The sequence below is a fragment of the Synergistaceae bacterium genome (assembly GCA_012728235.1).
In the GTDB taxonomy this organism is placed as follows: Bacteria; Synergistota; Synergistia; order Synergistales; family Synergistaceae; genus JAAYFL01.
This window is the reverse complement of the sequence record JAAYFL010000055.1, coordinates 74,532-96,459: the sequence shown is the minus strand read 5'-3', so window position 1 is coordinate 96,459 and position 21,928 is coordinate 74,532. Positions and strand designations below refer to the sequence as shown.

Here is a 21,928-nt window from a genome sequence, read left to right as displayed (position 1 = left end):
GAAAGGTTATTACAGATGTCAGGTTTTGTAAAAAAAGTTATTCCTCGTCTAGAAACCATACTTCGCGTTTCAGAAGCTCTTAAATTTCCGTGGCTTGACAACATAAAAACGCTGGAATTGAATGATTCAACCGGGGAACGAATAGCAAATTCTATTTATTCTGACTCTTCATATCCATCTAAAAGCAGAAGTTTACGAGATGGTTTTGCCGTCCAAAGCAGAGATGTGCTTTCTGCTACTTCTGCCACCCCATCCTTTTTGAAGAAAATAGAAGAAGTTGAGATGGGAAATTCACCATCTTTTGAGGTCGGAATGGGGGAAGCAGCGCCTATCCCAACCGGTGGTATATTGCCTGCAGGTTCTGATACGGTCGTTATGTTAGAAAATACGTCAGAAATTAGTGGATATGTTGAGATAAGAAAAGGTGTTCAATCAGGAGATAACATAATAGTTGCAGGAGAGGATATTACTTCAGGTGAAAAAGTGCTTGGAAGAGGAGAATTGATAAACTCTTCTACTATAGGTATTATGGCAACTCTCGGAATAAATAGTATTTCAGTTTTTAACTTATCAATAACTGTATTGAGTACAGGTGATGAAGTGGTTCCTGTTAAGACGTGCCCCCTCCCAGAAGGGAAAATAAGAGATGTGAACAGCTATTCTATTGTGTCTATCTTAAAGCAGCATGGTTTTGATGCTAAATATAAAGGGATAGTATCTGACAAACTTGAAGAGCTACATAGAAGGGTAAAAGAAGAGTTAAGTAATTGCGATATATTAATTTTAAGTGGTGGTTCATCTGTCGGAATTAGAGATTATTCCTTTGAAGTGTTAAATTCTCTAGACTATCCTGGGCTCATTACTAGGGGAATCAATATTGCCCCTGGTAAGCCCACTCTAATAGGAGGTTCTTTAAAAAATAAAAAACTAGTAATTAGTTTGCCAGGTCATCCTCTTTCCTGTATAACAGTGGCATATGTTGTTGTTTTGCCTCTATTGCTTAAGTTGATTGGAGCAGAGAAAGAGACATATGGACACAGGTTAAATCTCCAGCTTTCTAAAGATCTTGTTGCTACAAGTGGTGTGGAGGAATTCATACCTTGTAAAATTGATGAAATGGGGAAAGTTATCCCTCTTCTCGGAAAATCGGGGTATATTTCAATTCTTGCAGATTCAAATGGTTTTATAAGAATACCGGAAAATAGAGAAACGCTCCGTATGGGGGATTATGTTGAGGTATGGTTATGGTAAAAAAATATCCTGAACATGTTTCGATTAGAGAAGCCTACTTAATATTAAAAGAAAACTTCAAAAAACTAGGCAAGTCAGAAATTTGTGAAGTTGAAATTGAGATGTCCTTAGGACAAACCCTTGCATCTGATGTTCTGGCTAAAAGAAATGTACCTCACTATCCTGCTTCAGCTATGGACGGATATGCATTAATTTCATCGTCAACAACAGGTGCCACCCGGGCAACCCCTATAAAACTGCAAAAAAATCAATATTTTTGGGTTAACACAGGATCTAATATCCCTTTGTGGGCAGATTCCGTTCTAATGGTTGAGGATTCCTCTTTAGTAGTAGAAGATTTACTCGTCTACAAAGCACTTACACCTTCAACCAACGTGCGCCCTCTTGGCGAAGATGTTATTGCTGGTCAAATTATAGCTAGAAAAAATGATGTTGTTACGCCCGCACTTATATCTCTCTTCATATGTGCGGGGATAGAAGAAATTACTATATATAAAAAACCAAAAATCATTTTTGTTCCGACAGGCAACGAAATCGTTTCAACGAAAGATTGGCTAAGCAGTAAAACCCCTAGATTAGGAACAGTCGTTGAAAGTAACTCATTATTTGTAAAGGCAACATTTAAAAAGTGGGGACATGAAATAGATGTGTCTTCGATAATACCTGATGACATAGAAACTCTTCAAAATAAAATAATGGACTTAGTTAATGATTATGATCTTATATTAATAGGTGCTGGTTCTGCAAAGGGCAATAAAGATTATACATTTGAAGTTTTTGATAATTTGGGAGAAATCTTATTCCGCTGGCTCAGAATGAAACCAGGACGACCTGCTATTGCAGCAAAAATATCAAACAAACCCGTAATATGTTTACCGGGATTCCCAATGTCAACGGCAGTGGTTCTTTGGTCGCTGGTCTTTCCTCTACTTAACAATTTTTACTCACAAGGTGTTGACTTGCAACAGTTATTCAAAATTGCAATAGGCTCAAACGAAACGCTAGATGCGAAACTCCTTGTTCCTTATTCATCTCAATCGGGAATAGAAGAATGGTTGAGAGTAAAACTCGCAGTTGTGGAAAATATTGTTTATGCCTGGGTATTGACGTCAGGAGCCAGTGTTTTATCTTCTTTAGCAGATGCTGACGGGATTGCCTTGCTTCCTTCCTCTGCATTGGAATATGAAAAAGGTTCAGATATTTCAGTTTGGTTAACTAGAAGTGTAGATTTAGAAAAAAGGATACTCTTTCAAGGATCAGACGATCCTGCAATCCAGCTTCTTGCAACGCCTATAAACGAAAGAGGCGGAGAATTTGTTTCAAGAGCTGTTGGAAGTATGGGGGGCTTGGCCTCACTTGGTCGCGATGAATGTCACTTAGCTGCGGCTCATTTATTAAATGAGGCGGACGGTACATACAATGATATTTTTATAAGGCGTTTTTCAAATGGCAAAAAGTGGAAGAGAATACTTGTATTTTATAGAACACAGGGGATTATAGTTCAAGCGGGGAATCCTAAGAACATCTTGACTATAGAAGATCTTTTTAATAAGGACCTCGTATTTTCAAATAGACAACCAGGAGCGGGAACAAGAGTTTTATTTGACCATTATTTAAAAAAACATCATAAAAACCCTTCAGAGGTAAAAGGATATGACCAACACTGTACAACACATATGGAAGCAGCAAATAGGGTCTTTTCCGGATTAGCAGATGCTACCTTGGGAATCAAAGCTGTGGCAGATGCATTAAAACTCGATTTTATACCGTTGGCAGAAGAACCGTATGAGCTTGTTATCCCTGAGAAGTACCTCAATCACATTGGTATAATTGCACTTCTTAAAAGTTTAGAGGATAAAGAATGGCGCAAAAAAGTAGAAAAAATGGGTGGTTATAGATGGCCGGAACAATAGATAGTTATGGGCGTTATATAACATATGCTCGCATATCAGTAACAGATAGATGTAATTTACGTTGTACTTATTGTATGCCTCCGGAAGGAGTAAAATTATCTGCTCACGAAGATATTCTAAGATATGAAGAAATATTACAATTGTGTAATGTGTTTAAAGAGCTTGGAGTAAAAAAAATTCGCTTTACCGGGGGCGAACCTTTGGTAAGAAAAGGGATGGGTTTGTTTTTAATGCAGACCAGACAGCTATTTCCAGACATGGAGATGGCTCTTACAACCAATGGCCTTCTTTTAACAAAATACTTGGAGCAATTAATAAAGTCTAGGATAAATTCTTTAAACATTAGCCTTGATACTCTAGACTCTCAAAAGTTTATTAGTTTAACTAAAGTAGATGGTCTAAACCTTGTATTAGACGGAATAAGAGAGAGTTTAAGGCAAGGGATCGAAAATATAAAATTAAATACTGTATTGATAAAGGGTTTCAACGATAACGAAGTATTAGATCTAATAAACTTCTCAAAAAAAGAGGGTGTTTTACTAAGATTTATCGAGTTGATGCCCCTTAATGACAAACTTTGGACTAAACAAGGATTCATATCAGCGAAAGAAATATTTTCTATATTAAAAAAGCATGGAGAATGGGAAAGAATTGAAGGAATCTCACTATTTGATGGTCCTGCCAAGTATTACAAAAATACAGATACAGGACAAAAAGTGGGTATAATCGCTGCTGTGTCAGATCATTTTTGCAACAGTTGCAATAGATTGAGAGTTACGTCTGCTGGTTACTTAAAAAAATGTCTTTTTTCGGACCAAGATTTGCCGTTAAGAGAGCTCATTGCTAATAATGACCGCGATGCATTAAAAATCGCAATATTAAATCATATGGAATCTAAGCCTAAATGCTGGAAAGATATAAAAAAAGGGGACAGTAATATGTCCGCTATAGGAGGTTAGAAAATGTCTGAATACACTCACTTCGATAAACAGGGACACCCAACGTTAGTGGATATAAGTGGCAAAGTAAAAACATTACGCAGTGCTACTGCTGAAGGATGGATTATTTTACCAGATTCAGTTTATACTGCAGTATTTTCCGGTTCTGTAAAGAAAGGAGATCCTTTTTCAATCTCAGAAATTGCTGGGATAATAGGTGCTAAAAATACACCGTCTATTATACCGCTTTGCCATGCAATTAAGCTTGATAAAATAAATGTTAAGTGCAGTTTAAATGCAGAGAAAAAAGCATTGCACATTGTATGTGAAGTTAAAGCCAATGAAAGTACTGGAGTAGAAATGGAAGCTCTGACCGGAGTATCAACTGCAGCTCTCTGTTTTTATGATATATGTAAGGCTCATGACAAGGGAATGATAATAAAAGACATCCGTCTAACTCAAAAAAGCGGTGGAAGAAGCGGAGAATGGACTGCTGAGGGATATTAGATATGAGAATATTAAGGCTTTATGCACCTTCACTTATTGGAGATCATACATTATGTTATGTACATAAGAATATAAATGGAGAGAGTTTCGTTAATGGAACGCCTCTAAAAATAAAATTAGTTTATGCAGGAGAAAAATTAAAGGATAAAGATAAGAAGGATTCATTAATTATAATTGTCTCACGTGAAACAGAACTCAAAGACGGAGATTTTCTTATTTTCAAAGAATATGGCACGCTTCTTAGATGGGACAAAAAAAGCGAACTATTAAAAGTGAAAATACCTGGTTTTTTGAGTGTGTCAACTAAATTCACGGTATGGCTACCATTATGTGTGGCTTTATTAACAATAAGTGATAAGGGGTATCGAGGAGAAAGGATAGATACTTCTGCACCAAAACTCGAAGAACTTGTTTTGTCACAGGGAGGAATCGTCATGGAGCGAGATTTAGTGCCTGATGACATAGAAGATATTGTTGAAAGAGTAAAGCGTTGGTGTGACAAGGGGTATAATCTAATACTCACAACCGGAGGTACTGGCATATCCGCGAGAGATAATACACCTGAAGCACTAATACAACTCGCTGATAAAACAGTTCCTGGTTTTGGAGAAATGATGCGTATGAAAACATCACGTTATTCAAAGCACTCTTTCTTGACACGCGGTTTGGCTGTCGTAAGAGATAAAACTCTAATAATAGCTTTGCCCGGAAGCGAAAAAGGTGCAACTGAGTGTTTTAATGCAATTTCTAGCGGAATAAGACATTCTGTAGAGATTTTAGCTGGCCTAGTTGTGAACTGTTCAAATAGGGACTAATTAATTAATTTAAAGCAATTTGAAAGAAGGAAGGATAAGGATGGTAGATTTAAATAACCTAAAAAAATATGGTATAGATGTCGAAGAGGTTGAGCGTAAATTTAAAAACGATATAGATTTTTATATTAAAAGTATCAAAGAATTTCCAGAAGATAAAAACTTTGAAAAGATGCAAATATATATTAACAATAATGATTATAAAAGTGCATATGAACATGCAAAAATACTAAAAAGAATAGTTGGGACACTACATTTCTACAGTTTTTATAATAACTTGCGGACAATTACAGATCTTTTGCGTCCATGTGAGCCCGTCAATACAACCGAAGCACTATTATCTTTAAAAGCAGATTACGAAAACATATTAAAAGCTATTAGCCTTGTAGGTTAAAATAATAACGACACAAGGGGCAACAACGAGATCAATTTTCCGTTGTTGCCCCTTGTGTTCGATTCTATTGGTAAGTAAAAATGGTGGAGATGATCGGATTTGAACCGACGACCCCTTCCGTGCGAGGGAAGTGCTCTCCCGCTGAGCTACATCCCCATTAAAACTACTGTGGTAGTTTATCACTTACTATTCGCTTGTCAACTTTAAAAAGTCATTCTAGCTTATTTACTCAGAGAGATCCACTAGCTTTGCTTTTACTCCATCAATTAGATTTAACTTGTGTTCTAATTCTTTTGATACTTTTAATTCAGAACACAATTGAAGTATTAATAGTCCTTTAGGAGAACACTTGTCAAGTACATTATTGTGTAATCCCAATCTGACAGAAATAGCACATCCGTATTCCGTTAAAGTTTTTTGTACCTCAATGGCAGTTGATTCTCTTTGCTCAACTCTTATTGCCATGATTTGTAAACAGTTCATCTTTCCATCTCCTTTTTTGTATTGATTTAATTGTAAAAACATAGATAGCCTTGTTTATTTTTTGTTATATTAAAGAGGAATCGGCAGAAATTAAAATGTCCTTAAATTTATGTTTTATATTTATTCCGTTTCAGGCTCAAAGTCTAAATCATTTTCTATCGCACAATCATTACAAACGACGACAGTTTCTCCATCTTCTGTTATTGCCTCATGAAAAAGATCACAACACTCCTTAAGCACCCTGCCACAGATTGTACAGCAAAGCATATACATCCCCTCCTTTGTATATCTTTCACTCGTTTTATCGTATCTATACACAATGAAAAAAATTTGATTTTATTTCTTCCCAATATTATATACATAAGAGCTAAACAATGTAATTTATATTTAAATTTTAATCGCATTATAAAGCTAATATTTTAATTATTAGCTTAGCAAAACATATAGTGAATTGGAAACGAATTGTGTTATATATTGCTAAAATTAAAATTTTAGCAACATAAATTACGCTGTATTAAAAGCAATTAGCTCATTATAGTGTTAAAATTAAATACTGTGATACCTTTCAAGAATAACTTGTCAATAGGTTGTACAGCACTTACCCTTAAACTACAAACAAACGAAATAGAAATTTAAAAACTATAAAAGTAATAAGATAGGGAAACACTAATATTTTATGAAGGAAAAGACATGAGATAAACGTAGTAATTGTAATGTCACACTTTAAATATAAAATAAAAAACAATTCATGCATAAGACTATGTTTTTAGAATGATTATTCGGGAGAGAGTTAACATGAGTGTAAGCGTTGAGAGTTATTACCATATATCAGAAAAACAAAAGCGCTTGGCAGAAATTTATGAAAAAAACAAAGAGAAGGCTATTTTTATTGTGCCTTCAGGTATGGACAGAGAGTATTTATTAGATTTAATTTCTGATAATGGTTCGTTTCTCGAAGAGCGTCCGAAAATTTGGGTTTGGAGCGATCTTTATAATGAGTTAAATATTGTCGCAGAGGTTTCTCCACGACATGTACTAGATCCGACTGATCACCTTTTTATTCTAAAACATCTATTAAACTTATTTGTTAAAGAAACAAAAAATGCTGGGTTGGACTTGCCGCCTGGGGTAGAACGACACGGTTTTGTAAAAATACTTGGGGAAAATATTCGCGATTTGCTCTTAGAAGGAGTGTTGCCGGAAACATTAACAGAGAAGATTAGCGAAACGGAAGGAAACAAAACTTCTCCGGAGGCAATTTTATATCGTCTTTATTCAGATTATTTGTCATATTTAGAAAAAAATAACCTCCTAGACAGTGCTCAGATTGCAACAGAAACGAGTAAGTTGTTAAACAATACCAAAGTGCGTAGCTACTCGAAAGAGCATAAATTTGTTTTTATAGGATTTCTTACATTTACCGGAGGTCAGCTAAATTTAGTAAAACATAGCTTTGACAAAGAGGTAGAAAAAATATTTATATTACCAAATTCCGGCTTAGAATATAGACATGACTCAATAAAACAGATATCAGACTATAAAGGATATAAAGAAAAAACAGCAATAGAAATAAATTATATGGAATTAAATGCTAGTAATGCGTTTTTACAATTTAATGCTATAGCTAGAGAATTGGCATTATGGCTACATGACAAGAGTGATTTAAGTAAAATTGGCGGCTTTACAAGTTTTGGGGATATAGGAATACAAGTACAAGAGAAACGACTAAAAATACTTAAGAGCGCTTTGTCACGCTATAAAATCCCCTATAACCTGCAAGTTCGGGAAAATGTTGGTGAAACCTTATTGGGTGAATTGCCCAAGTTAATATGGAGCGCATATTCAAGTAACTGGGATACACACGAAACACTTTTACTTTTGTCTTCACCCCTCATTCATACTGAAGATTTTAATTTTAAAAACTGCCTAAAATATCATCCGCAAGGTCAAAAAAAATGGGAATTAAATCTTAAAAACCAGGAAAAGATGTTAAAAGTATTTAAGAGAATAATAGGTTTTTGTTCGGAGATTAGGACGGGAGGTTCTCCAGTAACAGTATTGAGCACATGGAGAGATTTTATTTTAGATCTTGATATTACAAATAAAATAGGGCCTTTAGTTTCTACCCAAGTAGAATTAGATTCAGAGATAAAGAATTTTGCGTATAGCATTAGAGAGCTAGAGAGAAAAATAAAAACAGTTGAAAGTTCTGATAAAAATATTAAGGAACTTCTTAATGTGTTTTTGTCGGGTTCGGATGCGATTAATTACATATTGGATTGGAATGAAAATGCCAAACTTCCTATGCCGCTCCAGCAAAATGGCTCGGTTACTGTATATGTAGGCTCCCCTCCTGTATTAGCTGAACATAGGTACTGGATTATGACTGATGTGGACTATGACACATGGCCGGGGAAGTTTAAGGAGTCTCCCCTTTTAAGTGATGAGAATAAAGAAAAAATCAACAATATAACAGTTAGTGATGTTGAAAAAGAAAGTGACGCATTTGTACTATATCTTCCTAACTTACATGACAAAAGAGAGCAAAGAGAATCTCTTTTTAGAAGATTGATAGCGACAGGTGTAGATGGAATAATTTTTACACGCTCTTTAAACGATTCAAATGCCAGGCCCGTAGGCAAAGCACAATTTCTAGAGTCGATAAAAACTAATTATCCCGCTAAAGGGGAAATATTATATCCTTTGTTAAGTTTGACACCTGATAAAAACGAGACATGGTTTTCTGGAGCCGAAGTAAGTGAAGGAGAAAAAAAGATTGACAGGGACAGAATGCCAAGAAAAGTAGAATGGGGAGAAGATTTTTTAGAAAAGACAGTTTCTCTTAGCTCATTAGATGAGTGGATAAAATGTCCTTATCGCTATTGGTGTAAGTCAGTGCTTGGGCTAGAAAAGACAAGGACAGATCTTTTTGATCCTCTGTCTGCCGGTAGTTTTGTACATAAGCTATGGGAGCTTTCTTGGTTGGAATATCAGAAAAATAATAAACAAAGTTTTGTAATTTTAAGCAAGAAATATTGGGATAAAGCAGCTGAAGAATACCCTAACCTAATAAAAGATGGAAGATTAAAAAGACAAGCAGATAGACTTAAGAAACAAGTAGAGTCAGTAGCTTTGTTGCTTGATAAAATTGAAAAAAACATGTCAGGAAGAACAAATGTGGAAATAGAGTCTTGGTTGCCGGAATTAGATGTTGGCGGAGTAAAATTTAGAGGGAGATTGGATAGAGCTGATATATTTGAATCTGAAGATGTGAAACGCATGGTAATTCTTGACTATAAGCTTGGAGATGCAAATAAACACAAAGATGATTGGCAACTTGCTGCATATTCAATAATAAAACAAGGGAAAGGATACCGGCCTATAGGTTACGCTTGGGTAGGGCATAAGAGTGGTACTTTGTGTGGGTATTTTATCGATAATGAAATAAAAGAAGTTTATGAAGCAAAAAACACTAATAAAGAATTAGATGATTTGTTAAAAGAAACAAAAGAGCATATACATGATATGGCGGAATCTATTAAAAAAGGGATATATGAGGCGGATTATAACTCTCTCGCCTGTAGTAGGTATTGTGAGTTTTATACAATTTGCAGAAAAAAAGAAGCTGTTTCTTATGATTTAGAAGAAGGCGAGGATGATAATTTTGGAGGTGGTTGCAATGAATAATACTGTCTTTTTTCGTAACGAGTGGGAGAAGGACAATATTAATGGAACCAGCTCTCAAATAGAAGCAATAAGAAGTGAGAAAAAATTGACAGTTGTAAGTGCTGGAGCAGGAACAGGTAAGACACAAACTTTGTCACAAAGATTTGCTTGGCTGCTGGCCCAGGATCCCGACTGCAAGGTAGATGAAATTCTTGTGCTGACATATACAGAAAAAGCGGCAAGAGAGATGCAGGAGCGGATAAAGAAGACTTTATTGTCTTGGCACGAAAAATCTAGCAGTAATCTTCCGCATTTTAAGCAAAGAATACAGTATATAGATGATGCTCATATTTCAACAATTCATTCTTTTGCAATGAAGGTAATTAGAGAGTCAGGCCTACTACTTGACATAGATCCTGGGGCATCTATTACAACTGCACCGAGTGAAGATTTATGGTGGAAAACTTTTTCAGAATCTCTCGCAGCATTGTCCAATGAAAAACTATTGCAAATATTGAACGATAAGGAATGGCAGGAGCGCTGTGAAGAGCTCTTTAACAATGAATTTTTCAGTGAATTTGTTTCCTTTTATACACCCAAAAAACTAACAAAAATGGCAAAAGATGCATCAGAGAAATTCGGGAGTTATGGAAAAACTCCAGATGAAATATGGAATCAAGACAATTGCGCTCTAATTGAAGATGTAAATAGCCAAAAGAAAATATTTGTGGAAATATGGAACTTGTGGCAAGAAGAAGTCTTTTCAGATGTCTTTGTAAGGGAAGAGCTAATTAATAATCCCTTAAGTTTTGAAAATTTAAAAAATATTATGTTAGATTATTCTGAAGCAGAGTTTTCTAGCGTGTGCCTAGAAACTTTCGCAAAGCAAATATTATACTCAGGATTAGCAAAATTACCTGGAAACTCAAAATTGAAGGATGCAATTGGAAGGATAATATCCTCTATAGAAAATAAAAATTTAAAAACTTGGAGAGATGAGGCCAAAGTCAAGGTGTTGATGGCTTCTATGCCCTCTAATAGTGAAATTGCGTTGTTGTCGCTTTTGAATAAAACTGCAGCGATAGGGTGGCAGTGTTGGGAATCATTGCGAAAGAAAGAAGGCATACTCACCCATAACGACCTAATTCGCTATGCGTCAGATGTTTTAAATAAAAATAAAAAATATGGGGAGAAATTCAAGCATATTTTAGTCGATGAGTTTCAAGATACTGATAGACTGCAGGAGGATATGTTGCAAGCTCTTTGGAAAGATATGGGCAGCACACTTTTCATAGTTGGAGATATAAAGCAATCAATTTATCGTTTTCGTCACGCGGATTTATCAATATTTCAAAAATATATTCGTGAAGCAAAATGTGGTAATGCTCCTAATAGCCTCTATGTAACTCTCGATAAAAGTTTTAGAACACACGATCTTCTTCTTAATAAAATCAATAGCATATTTGAGTCCTTATGGCCAGCAAAAAAAGATGTTACTTGTCCTTTCGAATATGAACCGCTAGTGGGAGCAGAAGGCGATGCTATTTGGTGGGAGAGGCGAAACCAAAACCCCATAAACCCGACTCTTGAAATATTATTAGGTATTGAAGCAAGGGAGCCTTATTTTAATAAAAAAGGCGAAGAAAAATGGGGGAAAAATGAAAATATAAAAGAAATGAGAACAAGATGTTTTAAGGAGTTAGCTGTACGAATAAAGGAAATGATTAATTCAAAAACACAGATTTGGGATAAAGAAATAAAAGAAGATAATAAGTTCAGAGATGTCACGTGGAAGGACTTTGCCGTTCTTGTTCCTTCCAGAACAGTATATTCAGAAATAGAGTGTGCATTCGATGAAATAGAGGTACCATACAGAATTTGCACATCAAAAGATTATTTTGCCAGAGGAGAAGTAGCAGACATAATAAATTTAATTTCACTGCTAACTCAGCCTGAAGACCCATATCTTTTGGCAGGGTGGTTGGCCTCTCCATTTAGTGGAGTAGAGCCTAAAGTAGCAGAAGATACACTGTTTGCAGCTTATCGATTAAAAGTAAAAAGAGAGCCAATAAGGCTGAGTGATGTAGTAAAAGAAAAGTTGCCAGAAGTATGGAAAGAGCTGATGAGACTAAAGGCTATTGCAGATCTTGAAGGGGTAGTAGATCTAATACATGAGATAATAAAAGTTCCACATTATCTGAAAGCCTTTGAGCCTAGAATGAGAAATCGGGTAACAGCGAACATTGTTGCTCTTGCAGATTTGGCAAATGAATATGAATCAGTACAGGGGCGCTCTCTGGTTGGATTGTCAGATTATTTGCAATATGCATCAGTGAACGCAGGGCAAAAAGAAGAACCTACTGTTTTAGACGAAGAGCATGATGCAGTACAAATAATGACAATTCATGCATCAAAAGGACTAGAGTTTCCTATTGTGGCTTTAGTCGGAATTGAAAATGATGTTAAAAAAGTTTCCGGAATCAGTTTATCCTTGAAATATGGCATTCTGTCTCCAGTAATACCAGACTTTCTTTTTTATGAAGATGAAAACTTTGGGAATAAAAATACTGTTTCTGGCATTTGGCATTCAGAAATTGAAAATAAAATGGAGTCTGAAGAGCAAGAAAGACTATGGTACGTAGCTACAACAAGGGCAAGAGAGAAGCTTATACTTTGTGGTACGTTAACGTGCGAAAGTAGTGATAACAAAATATCCGAGCCCAAAGACAACAGTTTTTTAAGTCATTTGTTTAAAGTGGCTAAAATAGAAATACCACAAAGAGAGACAGATGAAAATAAAACACTTGATTTAGCCCACTCTAAATTAGATTTCTGTAATGTTTCATGGCTCACAATAGATAACAGTACAAAAAGATTGACAGCAAGACGAGTAGAGAAACAAATAAAAGCAAAAGCATTAGAATTAAGAGAAGAAGATACGGCCACACTTGCTCGTTTTTCGGCATCTGCTTATGCAATGCTTAGTTGGTGTCCTACTGCCTATCGTTTGGCATATCGACAAGGGAAAGAGATGCTATGGGTTAATAAGAGCGAGGATGGTGTTGGAGGAGCTGATTTTGGAAGTTTAACTCACTGGTTTTTAAGCAGATGGGACTTTGATAAAAATTCTATAAATGTTCTTGTCCCGGATGAAGACGAGTCCGTTTTTAATAATACGCTTAAAAAAATACCCTTAGATCTACAGCCAGAATTCAAATTAAGCAGTTCAAGAAAAAAGATTCGAGAATTGTTATTTAAATTTGCAGAAAGCGATGAAGGGGAAAATCTCAAAATTCTTAATAATAGTAAAGACGGACTTAAACGCGAGACCCCTTTTAGGGTGTACGACAAAGAACTTGTGATGGTAGGCTCAATTGATATATTTTGGGAAAGAGATAACAGTATCCATATACGGGACTGGAAGACTACCAAAGAAAACATTGCACCCACTGAATATTATGACGCACAGCTAGATTTTTACGCTTTTGCTATTTGGAAGTATCGTATAGAGAAAAATATGTTTAAAAACAATGATATTGTTGTAGGGATAAACTATTTAACTAATGATAATGTAAGAGTTAGGGTACTTGATGAAGATAAGTTGCATGCGATAGGTGAAAATGTACATCTTCTATCAAAACTGGCTCTTTCTCATAGATATGACAGAGCGTTGACTAGATGCTCCGTCTGTCCTTGGAGCGAAGAATGTGAAATGTAAAAAAATAAATAAGATGCTGTGTTTACTTGCGCGGCGTATTTTAAAAGGCTCTTGTAGATAAGAATAAATTGACTATAGCCGATTCTATGTGTAAAATTGTTAGGTTATTTTTTTATAGAATATAAGAAATAGTGTATGGAGGGAGGTGGACTTATTGGCAGAAAATTTAGCTGAAGGTATAAGAGAACAAGAAACTATGGCAAAAAAAATAGTAGCTGAAGCCAATGTTGAGTCTGCTAATATATTGGCTACTGCCCAGTCAGACGCAGAACAGCTCATAAAAGCAAATAAGCAGCAGTGTCATAGACAGTGGCGTGAGAAAGTAACAGAAACGGAAAAAAACGCAGATGCCGAGGCAAAAAAAATTTTTGCTGAGGGAGAAGAAGAAGCGAAATTATATTATGATGAAAAAAAAGGCAGCGTAGAAGCTGTGGCAAAATGGTTGGTAAAAGAGGTGGTGGCGTCTTATGGCTCTCACGCAGATGAGTAAGGCTCAAATAGCAGTGCATAAATCTGTAGCTACTAAACTTGCAGAGAAAATACAAGCTTTGGGTTGTTGTGAATTCGTTCCACAAACTGAAGGTAATCTCGATGCAGGGTCAGTTTCTCAGCTACAATCAAAGCTTGCGCATATAGACGAATTATTATCTGATGCAAAATACTTAATGCGCTTACTTGAGCCATATGAAACAGATAAAGGAAGCTCTTTATCGATAATGTTAGGTGATATCCGGCAAATATCGTTGTCTACTCTAGAGGCAAAGGTAGATGAGCAAAAATTTTTAGATCTTTACAACTATGTGAAGGGAAAAGACGACGCTCTTACTTTGTATCATTCAAACGAAACTCGATTGAGAGGATTATTCTCGCAATTAAAACAATTGGAACAGGTGAAATGGCCCTTAGAACTTTTTACAAAGGGCACAGCAACTGTGTTGGGAGAGATTTTTACTGTCTCTAGTGAGTTATCTGATAATTTTAAGAATAAACTTACAAGGGAACTAGGAGACTTCTTTGAGTTACAGGAGCTGTCCCATAAACAAAAAGATTCCGAGATAACTTTTGCTTTGCTTTATAGGAGAGAAAAAGGCGACTTAGTTCAAAGTATAGCTACCGATTTTTCAGCTAACAGAGTCGATGTTCCAAGAGAATTTAATAAAACTGCTCCAGAGGAAAAAATAAAGCTTACAAAAGAAATTGATGAATGTAAGGAAAGAGAGCAAAACGAGAAGGCCTTAATTGCTGCTAAAGCAAATGAAGGCTTAGAAATGATTCGTGATTATACAGATTATTGGAATATAGTCAGAGATAGATTGGTTTCAATGCTTTCAGCATTACCCACAGAAGAGGTTTTAATTTGGTCGCTTTGGCTTCCAACAGCTAAGCTTAGCCTTGTTGAAGCAAAAGTTAAAGAATATGAAAACATGACTGAATTTGCCCTTGTCGAACCCAAAGAAAACGAGATGCCGCCTACGCTACTCAAGAATTCTAAGTGGGCGTCTTGCGTAGAACCCTTAACTCTTATGTATGGTACCCCAACATATGGAAAGGTGGATCCTTCAACACCTATGGCTCCCTTTTTCTTTTTGTTTATGGCCATGTGTTTTGGAGATGCGGGATACGGGTTAATTCTTACGGCTCTTTTCGGCTATATCCTTGTTAAGCATCGCCTAACGCCCATACTGAGGAAGTTTTTTGTTATTCTGACCATAGCTATGACTCTAACAATTTTTGTTGGTGCAGTCACAGGGTCTTGGTTTGGTGATAGTATAACTGCGTTTTCCTTTTTACACCCTCTAATACCCATTAAAGATGCACTACAATTTTTAGACCCTATGAATGACCCAATGACTTTTCTTATAATTTCTTTATCACTTGGTTTTGTACATATCATCTTTGGACTAATAATAGCTATGTATGCAAGCTGGAAAGAGGGAGATAAAGTCGCTGCTATTTTTGTCCATGCCGGCTGGATTGTTTTTCTTGTTTCTTTAGTCGTAATGGGCATGGCTATGGGTGGAGTTATAAATGAAGCTTTTCTTGCGCCATCTAAAATATTATCTATAATTTCGGTAATACTGCTTATAGCAACACAAGGACGAGAAAAAAAGAATATTTTTTCAAGATTATTATCAGGAGTCTTAAGTTTATATAATGTAACCGGTTATCTTGGAGACGTACTTAGCTACAGTAGACTACTTGCTTTAGGCTTAGGTTCAGCAGCTGTCGGTATGGTTATAAATCTACTCGGGACTCTTGTAGCAAGTACCCCCTATGTGGGAATATTCTTGGCAGCACTAATATTTATAGTAGGACACACTTTTAGCATCCTTGTTAATTTGTTGGGAGCATTTGTGCATTCATTGAGGTTACAGTATGTAGAGTTTTTTGGAAAGTTCTTTGACGCAAAGGGAAAGGACTTCGTTCCTTTAACTTATGTCCCAAAATATTCGCGTCTTACAAGCGAAGTTGATGTAACGATCTAGCTATATTATGTAAATATTAATTAGATAAAAAATTAACACATATTATTAGGGAGGTTTTATTAATTATGGAAACAATTCTTGAAACAATGGCCACGCAACTTGGTCCAATGCTGGTAATACTCGGTGCAGCTCTGGCAGTTGGAATTGCAGGCACTGGATCTGCAATGGGAATCGCGATAGCAAACGAAGCAGCAGCAGGTGTTATGACAGAAGATCCTGACAAGTTCGGATATTGCTTAGTCCTTCTGGCTCTTCCTGGAACACAGGGTATTTATGGCCTTCTTGTCGCGGTTTTAGCTCTTCAAAAAGCAGGATTGCTTGGTGGTGCTGCCGTTGCTATAACTCTTTGGCAAGGCCTAGGAGTTCTTTTTGCGTGTCTTCCAATAACAATAGTTGGATATTATTCGGCAATATGGCAGGGTAAGTCCTCAGCTGCCACTATCCTTATGATATCAAAACGTCCCGAACAGATAGGAAAGGCAGTTATTCTGCCCGCTATGTGTGAAACATATGCTGTTTTTGGGCTTCTTGTAAGTATTTTGATGCTCAACGGCATAAGTTTTTAATTGGAAAAGTAGGGAAACTATGTCTTTAGCACAGCTCACAGAAAAAATAAAAAACGATGCATATCGGGAAGCAGAAGAAGTTCTAGCTAAAGCAAGGTCTAAAGCCTCCGAAATAATTGAGCATGCCAATAAAGAGAACGCTGCAGTAAAGGAATCTTTTGAGAAGCGTTTTGAAGAAGAAATGCCTAAAATCTTCAAAAGACGCGAAATAGTAGCAAATATCGACGTTAAAAAGAGAAAGCTACTTTCAAAACGTACATTAATACAAGATGTGTTCGATGAGGCTCTTAATAAAATGAAGGCTTTTAATAAAGAGGACTATCTAGAACTTTGCAATTCACTTCTTAAGAAGTCTGTTGTCACAGGTGATGAAGAAGTGTTAATTGGAGAAAACGAAAAATTTGTTGATGAGGCATGGATTAACGCATACAACAAAAAAAACAACACAAACCTTATTTTATCAAAAGAAATAGCCAATATCTCAGGCGGATTTATTTTGAAGAGGGATAAGATTAGAACTAATTGCTCTTGGGATATGCTTATACAAGTTGCTCAGGAGAAAAAAGAATCTGAAGTTGTTAAACGTTTATTTCCACCAAAAGAGTAAGGAGGTGTTCTGATGTCTCAACACGATGCGTACGGCTATGCTGTTGCACGAATTCGGGCGATGGAACATCAACTTCTCGATTCCAGCGTATTACAGAGAATGATTGACGCAGAAGATCTGGAGACGGCATTCAAAATATTGGGTGAGACATCCTATTCGACTACGTTAACGTTAAATAGTGGAGTTTATGATTTTGATAAATTATTAGAATCTGAACTTAAGTCGAAGTATAGCGAAATAGAATCGTTTATACCGGAGAAGAGACTCATAGATTTGCTTCGTTATCAATATGATTTTCATAATGTAAAAGTATTGATTAAAAGTGCTTTTAATGTTGAAAAAGGTGGTCAGAAGAGGTGGGACTTTCTCACTTCGCTTGGTTCTTTCTCAGTAGAGAGCTTAATCAATGATATTGAACTGGAAGAATACAAATTTCTTCCATTTGACCTCAATAATTTATTGCCAAAATGTATAGCTATTTGGGAGCAAACTAACAATATCTTAGATGTCGAGCGTTTGTTGGATGATAGGATGTATCAAGTTATGTTAGAGACGGCTAAAGAGCTTGATATGCCAGAAACCTTAAGCTGGATACGAAGCAGAATAGACGGAGAAAACATAAGAGCTCTTCTAAGGTTAAAGCGTTTTAATTATGATGCATCAAACGCTCTATTGTTTATGCATTTAGGTGGGAAGATTGACGTTAATTCACTTGTTGCACTCATAAATGAGCCTTTTGAAAGTTGGAAGAGGTTCTTTGAGTATACGGAATATGGTCTAACAATCAATAGCATCGATGCTGGCGGCACATTCTCCGATTTAATACTGTCTCTTGAAAAGGTTTTGGATGACTATTATACGCACAAGCTTGCCGCAAGTCGCTATTCATATAATGCCCCTGAGAATATATTGGCGTATCTTTGGGACAAGGAAATGGAAGTAAAAAATGTACGTATGATTTTGGTTGCAAAGACCAGTGGTGGAAATAAAGAACAATTGAGGAGGTTGCTGCGTAATGTCTAAAGTGAATAAAATGTCTATGGCTGCCCTTGGAAGTTATGACAGCATGCTACCCTTTAAATCTATTGGTCTTGATGATACTACTATCAATGAGGAGAGCCGTGATGCAATAGTTATGCTAATTGATAAAATAGCACGACAGAACTTTGCGGTACTCTTCGTAGAAGAATCAATATATAAAGATAACCATGAAGCAATAAAAGAGATAAGCGAATTTAATGATATTTCAATAATACCCGTTCCCAACCAAAGAGGATCCATAGGCATAGGGCTCGCTTCAATAAGACAAAATGTTGAACGTGCTGTAGGCATGGATATCTTTGGAGTTAAATGAAAAAGATGGAGGCGATGTAATTGGCTATACCAAACGCCGTTACAGGTTTCATCGCAAAAATTTCCGGACCTCTTGTTATCGCTAAAGACATGGCCGGAGCCTGCATGTTTGACGTTGTAAGAGTTGGTAATGCAGGACTTGTCGGTGAAATAATTGAACTAAAAGATGATACTGCATCCGTGCAGGTTTATGAAGAAACTTCAGGCCTTACCCCTGGAGAACCGGTTGTAAGCACAGGAGAGCCACTTAGCGTAGAGCTCGCACCTGGACTTATTGAAGAGTTTTTTGATGGGATACAACGTCCACTGGAAGCTATCCAGAATGAAGCAAAAAGTCCTTATATATTGCGTGGTATTAATGTTCCTGCAGTAAATAGGACAAAAAAATGGGGCTTTGTTCCATCAGTAGAAGTAGGGACTGAAGTTGTTGCAGGTGATATTATTGGTTCTGTTGCTGAAACAGAATTGGTGGATCACAAAATTATGATTCCACACGGAATCGTTGGAAAAATAAAAAACATCAAGCAGGGAGATTTTACCGTTGAAGAAGTCATTGCTGTTGTAACTGATTCAAAGGGTAAAGATTACGATATTAAACTCTTGCAGAGATGGCCAGTACGTCAGCCGAGACCAGTAATCAAAAGGCTAGCTCCTGAGGTCCCACTTACGACAGGACAGCGTGTCATTGATACTTTGTTTCCTATTGCCAGAGGTGGAACAGCTTGTGTGCCTGGTCCTTTTGGTTCAGGTAAAACAGTTATACAGCATCAGTTGGCCAAATGGGCAGATGCACAAATAATTGTTTATATAGGCTGTGGAGAACGAGGCAATGAAATGACGGACGTTTTGCTTGAGTTCCCTGAGCTAGAGGACCCCAGATCAGGACAGCCATTAATGAAGAGAACTTTACTTATAGCGAACACATCAAATATGCCTGTTGCTGCTAGAGAAGCATCTATTTACACGGGGATAACAATTGCTGAATATTTTAGAGATATGGGATATTCTGTTGCTTTGATGGCGGATTCAACATCACGTTGGGCAGAAGCGCTTCGTGAAATGTCTGGTAGGCTTGAAGAAATGCCAGGAGAAGAGGGCTTCCCTGCTTATTTAGGTACCAGACTGGCGACTTTCTATGAAAGAGCGGGGCGTGCAATTTGTTGTGGACAAGATAGTAGAGAAGGCGCTGTAACGGTTATAGGTGCCGTATCTCCTCCAGGAGGCGACCTTTCTGAACCAGTAACTCAAAATACTCTTAGAGTTACAAAAGTATTTTGGGGGCTGGATTCGCAACTCGCTTATCAGCGACATTTCCCCGCAATAAATTGGTTATCAAGCTATTCACTGTATGCAAAGCTTCTGGGTGAGTATTGGGATAATAAATATGATGGGGAATGGAGTAAGTTACGCATCGATGCGATGACTTTTCTAGAGGAAGAGGACCAGCTTAAAGAAATCGTCAGGCTTGTTGGAATTGACTCTCTTTCTAGAGAAGAGAGAATGGTTCTGGAAACCTCAAAGTCAATAAGAGAAGACTTTTTACATCAAAACTCATTTCACGAGATAGACACGTATGCATCTATGGATAAGCAGTTTAGAATGCTTCGCATAATTTTAACTTTCCACGACATGGCCATGCAAGTATTGTCTCGCGGAGGAAATTTAAAATCAGTGATAAACCACCCTATTCGTGAAGAGATTGCAAGAATGAGATATATTTCGGAAGAAGAGCTTGATAAAATTTCCGATTTAGAGAAAACGATTAAAACAGAGCTTGGTAAACTTGGAGTACCCGGAGGTGATCATGATGTTGCCTAAAGAATATAGAACTATATGCGACCTGGCCGGACCCCTTATGTTGGTTGAAAAGGTTGAAAACGTGTCATATGATGAACTTGCAGAAATACGTCTTGCTACAGGAGAAAAAAGAACAGGTAGAGTACTTGAAATTACAGAAGACAGAGCTTTAGTACAAGTCTATGAAGGCAGCACAGGAATAGATGTAGAAAGCTCTCAAATACGTTTTCTTGGAGACGTATTAAAGCTTCCTGTTTCAGATGATATGTTGGGACGCGTCTTTAACGGACGAGGGGATCCAATTGATGGAGGTGCACCCATAATACCTCTAGATTTGTTAGATGTTAATGGGAACCCAATTAACCCTTTTTCACGTGATTACCCTTCTGAGTTTATCCAAACTGGTATTTCCGCTATTGACGGAATGAATCCGCTTGTAAGAGGTCAAAAACTACCGATATTTTCCGGAAGTGGTATGCCTCACAGTCAGATGGCGGCGCAGATAGCTAGGCAGGCCAATGTTATAAGTGGACATGCTAACTTTGCAGTAGTTTTTGCCGCAATGGGGATTACATTTGAAGAAGCATCATTCTTTATGGAAGATTTTAGAAAAACTGGAGCTGTAGAGCGCACAGTCATGTATGTGAACCTTGCTGATGACCCTGCTATTGAACGTATTTCTACTCCACGACTTGCATTGACTGCGGCAGAATACCTTGCTTTTGAGAAGGGAATGCACGTACTTGTCATTTTGACTGACCTTACAAACTATTGTGAAGCACTTCGTGAAATATCAGCTGCTCGTAAAGAAGTGCCTGGTCGTAGAGGCTATCCTGGCTATTTATACACTGACTTAGCTACAATGTATGAAAGAGCAGGAAGACTCCGTGGAAAAGAAGGTTCAATAACACAGTTGCCTATACTGACTATGCCCGAAGACGACAAGACGCACCCGATACCTGACCTTACAGGATATATTACAGAGGGACAAATTATTCTTGCACGTGGTCTCCATCGTAAAGGGATATACCCCCCTATTGATGTCATGCCGTCGTTGTCTCGATTAAAAGATAAGGGAATAGGTAAGGATAAGACTAGAGAAGATCATGCAGATCTCACTAATCAGCTTTTTGCAGCTTATTCGCGAGGAAAAGAAGCAAAAGAACTGGCTGTTATCCTTGGAGATAGTGCTTTGTCTGAGGAAGATAAAGCATTCGCAAAATTTGCTGATAGATTTGAAAACGAATATATCCGCCAAGGAGAATACGAGAATAGAAGCATAGAGGAAACCCTTCAACTTGGTTGGGAACTGCTGACAATAGTCCCAACAAAGGAGCTTAAAAGAGTCAGAGACGAATATGTCGAAAAATATTTACAACCTTTATTAAATTTAGAAGGGGAAAAGACTCAATCTACTGTAAATGAGTAAGGAGGGGT

Annotated in this window: 18 protein-coding genes and 1 tRNA gene; 16 read left to right on the top strand and 3 right to left on the bottom strand. The window is 36.9% G+C overall.

Annotated elements, in window-relative coordinates; genetic code table 11:
- The first annotated feature begins 15 nt into the window (after positions 1 to 15).
- Genes GXZ13_04550 through GXZ13_04525 form a run of 6 tightly spaced genes read left to right on the top strand, consistent with a single transcriptional unit; the run spans position 16 to position 5,815 of the window.
- Positions 16 to 1,251, top strand: coding sequence for a molybdopterin molybdotransferase MoeA (locus GXZ13_04550; protein ID NLX75098.1), 1,236 nt, complete (start codon positions 16 to 18; stop codon positions 1,249 to 1,251).
- Positions 1,245 to 3,164, top strand: a complete 1,920-nt coding sequence (locus tag GXZ13_04545) for a molybdopterin biosynthesis protein (GenBank protein NLX75097.1) — start codon at positions 1,245 to 1,247, stop codon at positions 3,162 to 3,164. Before GXZ13_04550 ends, GXZ13_04545 begins: the two co-directional genes overlap by 7 nt.
- Complete coding sequence (gene moaA / locus GXZ13_04540) at positions 3,149 to 4,123, top strand: GTP 3',8-cyclase MoaA (GenBank protein NLX75096.1); 975 nt, start codon at positions 3,149 to 3,151, stop codon at positions 4,121 to 4,123. The genes GXZ13_04545 and moaA overlap by 16 nt, the downstream gene beginning before the upstream one ends.
- 3 nt (positions 4,124 to 4,126) lie before the next feature.
- On the top strand, positions 4,127 to 4,609 hold the full coding sequence (moaC, locus tag GXZ13_04535) for a cyclic pyranopterin monophosphate synthase MoaC (protein ID NLX75095.1): 483 nt from the start codon (positions 4,127 to 4,129) through the stop codon (positions 4,607 to 4,609).
- 2 nt (positions 4,610 to 4,611) lie between these two features.
- Positions 4,612 to 5,424 carry a MogA/MoaB family molybdenum cofactor biosynthesis protein gene (locus GXZ13_04530; protein ID NLX75094.1) on the top strand — a complete coding sequence of 271 codons (813 nt, stop codon included), beginning with the start codon at positions 4,612 to 4,614 and terminating at the stop codon, positions 5,422 to 5,424.
- Positions 5,425 to 5,464: 40 nt separating this feature from the next.
- Positions 5,465 to 5,815, top strand: a complete 351-nt coding sequence (locus GXZ13_04525; GenBank protein ID NLX75093.1) for a hypothetical protein — start codon at positions 5,465 to 5,467, stop codon at positions 5,813 to 5,815.
- A gap of 81 nt (positions 5,816 to 5,896) precedes the next feature.
- Here GXZ13_04525 and GXZ13_04520 read toward each other — a convergent pair.
- The 3 genes from GXZ13_04520 to GXZ13_04510 form a co-directional block, all read right to left on the bottom strand.
- A tRNA-Ala gene (locus GXZ13_04520) sits at positions 5,897 to 5,971 on the bottom strand.
- 69 nt (positions 5,972 to 6,040) lie between these two features.
- Entirely contained in the window at positions 6,041 to 6,298 is a 258-nt protein-coding gene (locus GXZ13_04515; GenBank protein NLX75092.1) for a hypothetical protein, read from the bottom strand.
- Between the two features lie 120 nt (positions 6,299 to 6,418).
- On the bottom strand, positions 6,419 to 6,565 hold the full coding sequence (locus tag GXZ13_04510; protein ID NLX75091.1) for a hypothetical protein: 147 nt from the start codon (positions 6,563 to 6,565) through the stop codon (positions 6,419 to 6,421).
- A gap of 528 nt (positions 6,566 to 7,093) precedes the next feature.
- Here GXZ13_04510 and GXZ13_04505 point away from each other — a divergent pair.
- The 10 genes from GXZ13_04505 to GXZ13_04460 all read left to right on the top strand — a co-directional run bounded on the left by GXZ13_04505 (position 7,094) and on the right by GXZ13_04460 (position 21,920).
- Complete coding sequence (locus GXZ13_04505; protein ID NLX75090.1) at positions 7,094 to 9,985, top strand: hypothetical protein; 2,892 nt, start codon at positions 7,094 to 7,096, stop codon at positions 9,983 to 9,985.
- A complete protein-coding gene (locus tag GXZ13_04500; protein NLX75089.1) occupies positions 9,978 to 13,682 on the top strand; it encodes a UvrD-helicase domain-containing protein in 3,705 nt (1,234 codons plus the stop codon). Before GXZ13_04505 ends, GXZ13_04500 begins: the two co-directional genes overlap by 8 nt.
- A gap of 154 nt (positions 13,683 to 13,836) precedes the next feature.
- Positions 13,837 to 14,172: a hypothetical protein gene (locus tag GXZ13_04495; protein ID NLX75088.1), complete on the top strand. Its 336-nt coding sequence runs from the start codon at positions 13,837 to 13,839 to the stop codon at positions 14,170 to 14,172.
- A complete protein-coding gene (locus tag GXZ13_04490) occupies positions 14,150 to 16,168 on the top strand; it encodes a V-type ATP synthase subunit I (protein NLX75087.1) in 2,019 nt (672 codons plus the stop codon). Before GXZ13_04495 ends, GXZ13_04490 begins: the two co-directional genes overlap by 23 nt.
- Positions 16,169 to 16,233: 65 nt before the next feature.
- On the top strand, positions 16,234 to 16,734 hold the full coding sequence (locus GXZ13_04485; GenBank protein ID NLX75086.1) for a V-type ATP synthase subunit K: 501 nt from the start codon (positions 16,234 to 16,236) through the stop codon (positions 16,732 to 16,734).
- Between the two features lie 19 nt (positions 16,735 to 16,753).
- Positions 16,754 to 17,341 (top strand): hypothetical protein, encoded by a 588-nt coding sequence (locus GXZ13_04480; GenBank protein ID NLX75085.1) that lies wholly within the window; start codon positions 16,754 to 16,756, stop codon positions 17,339 to 17,341.
- Positions 17,342 to 17,353: 12 nt separating this feature from the next.
- The gene (locus GXZ13_04475; protein ID NLX75084.1) at positions 17,354 to 18,364 is read left to right on the top strand and encodes a V-type ATPase subunit; all 1,011 of its coding nucleotides are present in this window, start codon (positions 17,354 to 17,356) and stop codon (positions 18,362 to 18,364) included.
- Complete coding sequence (locus tag GXZ13_04470; GenBank protein ID NLX75083.1) at positions 18,357 to 18,695, top strand: V-type ATP synthase subunit F; 339 nt, start codon at positions 18,357 to 18,359, stop codon at positions 18,693 to 18,695. The genes GXZ13_04475 and GXZ13_04470 overlap by 8 nt, the downstream gene beginning before the upstream one ends.
- A gap of 20 nt (positions 18,696 to 18,715) precedes the next feature.
- Complete coding sequence (locus tag GXZ13_04465) at positions 18,716 to 20,512, top strand: V-type ATP synthase subunit A (GenBank protein NLX75082.1); 1,797 nt, start codon at positions 18,716 to 18,718, stop codon at positions 20,510 to 20,512.
- Complete coding sequence (locus GXZ13_04460; protein NLX75081.1) at positions 20,499 to 21,920, top strand: V-type ATP synthase subunit B; 1,422 nt, start codon at positions 20,499 to 20,501, stop codon at positions 21,918 to 21,920. The genes GXZ13_04465 and GXZ13_04460 overlap by 14 nt, the downstream gene beginning before the upstream one ends.
- Positions 21,921 to 21,928 lie beyond the last annotated feature (8 nt).

Excerpts from the sequence above, each read along its gene's own strand:
- GXZ13_04500 (NLX75089.1), top strand. The coding sequence starts at position 9,978 with ATGAATAATACTGTCTTTTTTCGTAACGAGTGGGAGAAGGACAATATT.
- GXZ13_04515 (NLX75092.1), bottom strand. The coding sequence starts at position 6,298 with ATGAACTGTTTACAAATCATGGCAATAAGAGTTGAGCAAAGAGAATCA.
- GXZ13_04490 (NLX75087.1), top strand. The coding sequence starts at position 14,150 with ATGGCTCTCACGCAGATGAGTAAGGCTCAAATAGCAGTGCATAAATCT.
- GXZ13_04525 (NLX75093.1), top strand. The coding sequence starts at position 5,465 with ATGGTAGATTTAAATAACCTAAAAAAATATGGTATAGATGTCGAAGAG.
- moaC (NLX75095.1), top strand. The coding sequence starts at position 4,127 with ATGTCTGAATACACTCACTTCGATAAACAGGGACACCCAACGTTAGTG.
- GXZ13_04475 (NLX75084.1), top strand. The coding sequence starts at position 17,354 with ATGTCTCAACACGATGCGTACGGCTATGCTGTTGCACGAATTCGGGCG.
- GXZ13_04470 (NLX75083.1), top strand. The coding sequence starts at position 18,357 with ATGTCTAAAGTGAATAAAATGTCTATGGCTGCCCTTGGAAGTTATGAC.
- GXZ13_04510 (NLX75091.1), bottom strand. The coding sequence starts at position 6,565 with ATGCTTTGCTGTACAATCTGTGGCAGGGTGCTTAAGGAGTGTTGTGAT.
- GXZ13_04485 (NLX75086.1), top strand. The coding sequence starts at position 16,234 with ATGGAAACAATTCTTGAAACAATGGCCACGCAACTTGGTCCAATGCTG.
- GXZ13_04460 (NLX75081.1), top strand. The coding sequence starts at position 20,499 with ATGATGTTGCCTAAAGAATATAGAACTATATGCGACCTGGCCGGACCC.
- moaA (NLX75096.1), top strand. The coding sequence starts at position 3,149 with ATGGCCGGAACAATAGATAGTTATGGGCGTTATATAACATATGCTCGC.
- GXZ13_04545 (NLX75097.1), top strand. The coding sequence starts at position 1,245 with ATGGTAAAAAAATATCCTGAACATGTTTCGATTAGAGAAGCCTACTTA.
- GXZ13_04530 (NLX75094.1), top strand. The coding sequence starts at position 4,612 with ATGAGAATATTAAGGCTTTATGCACCTTCACTTATTGGAGATCATACA.
- GXZ13_04505 (NLX75090.1), top strand. The coding sequence starts at position 7,094 with ATGAGTGTAAGCGTTGAGAGTTATTACCATATATCAGAAAAACAAAAG.
- GXZ13_04550 (NLX75098.1), top strand. The coding sequence starts at position 16 with ATGTCAGGTTTTGTAAAAAAAGTTATTCCTCGTCTAGAAACCATACTT.
- GXZ13_04480 (NLX75085.1), top strand. The coding sequence starts at position 16,754 with ATGTCTTTAGCACAGCTCACAGAAAAAATAAAAAACGATGCATATCGG.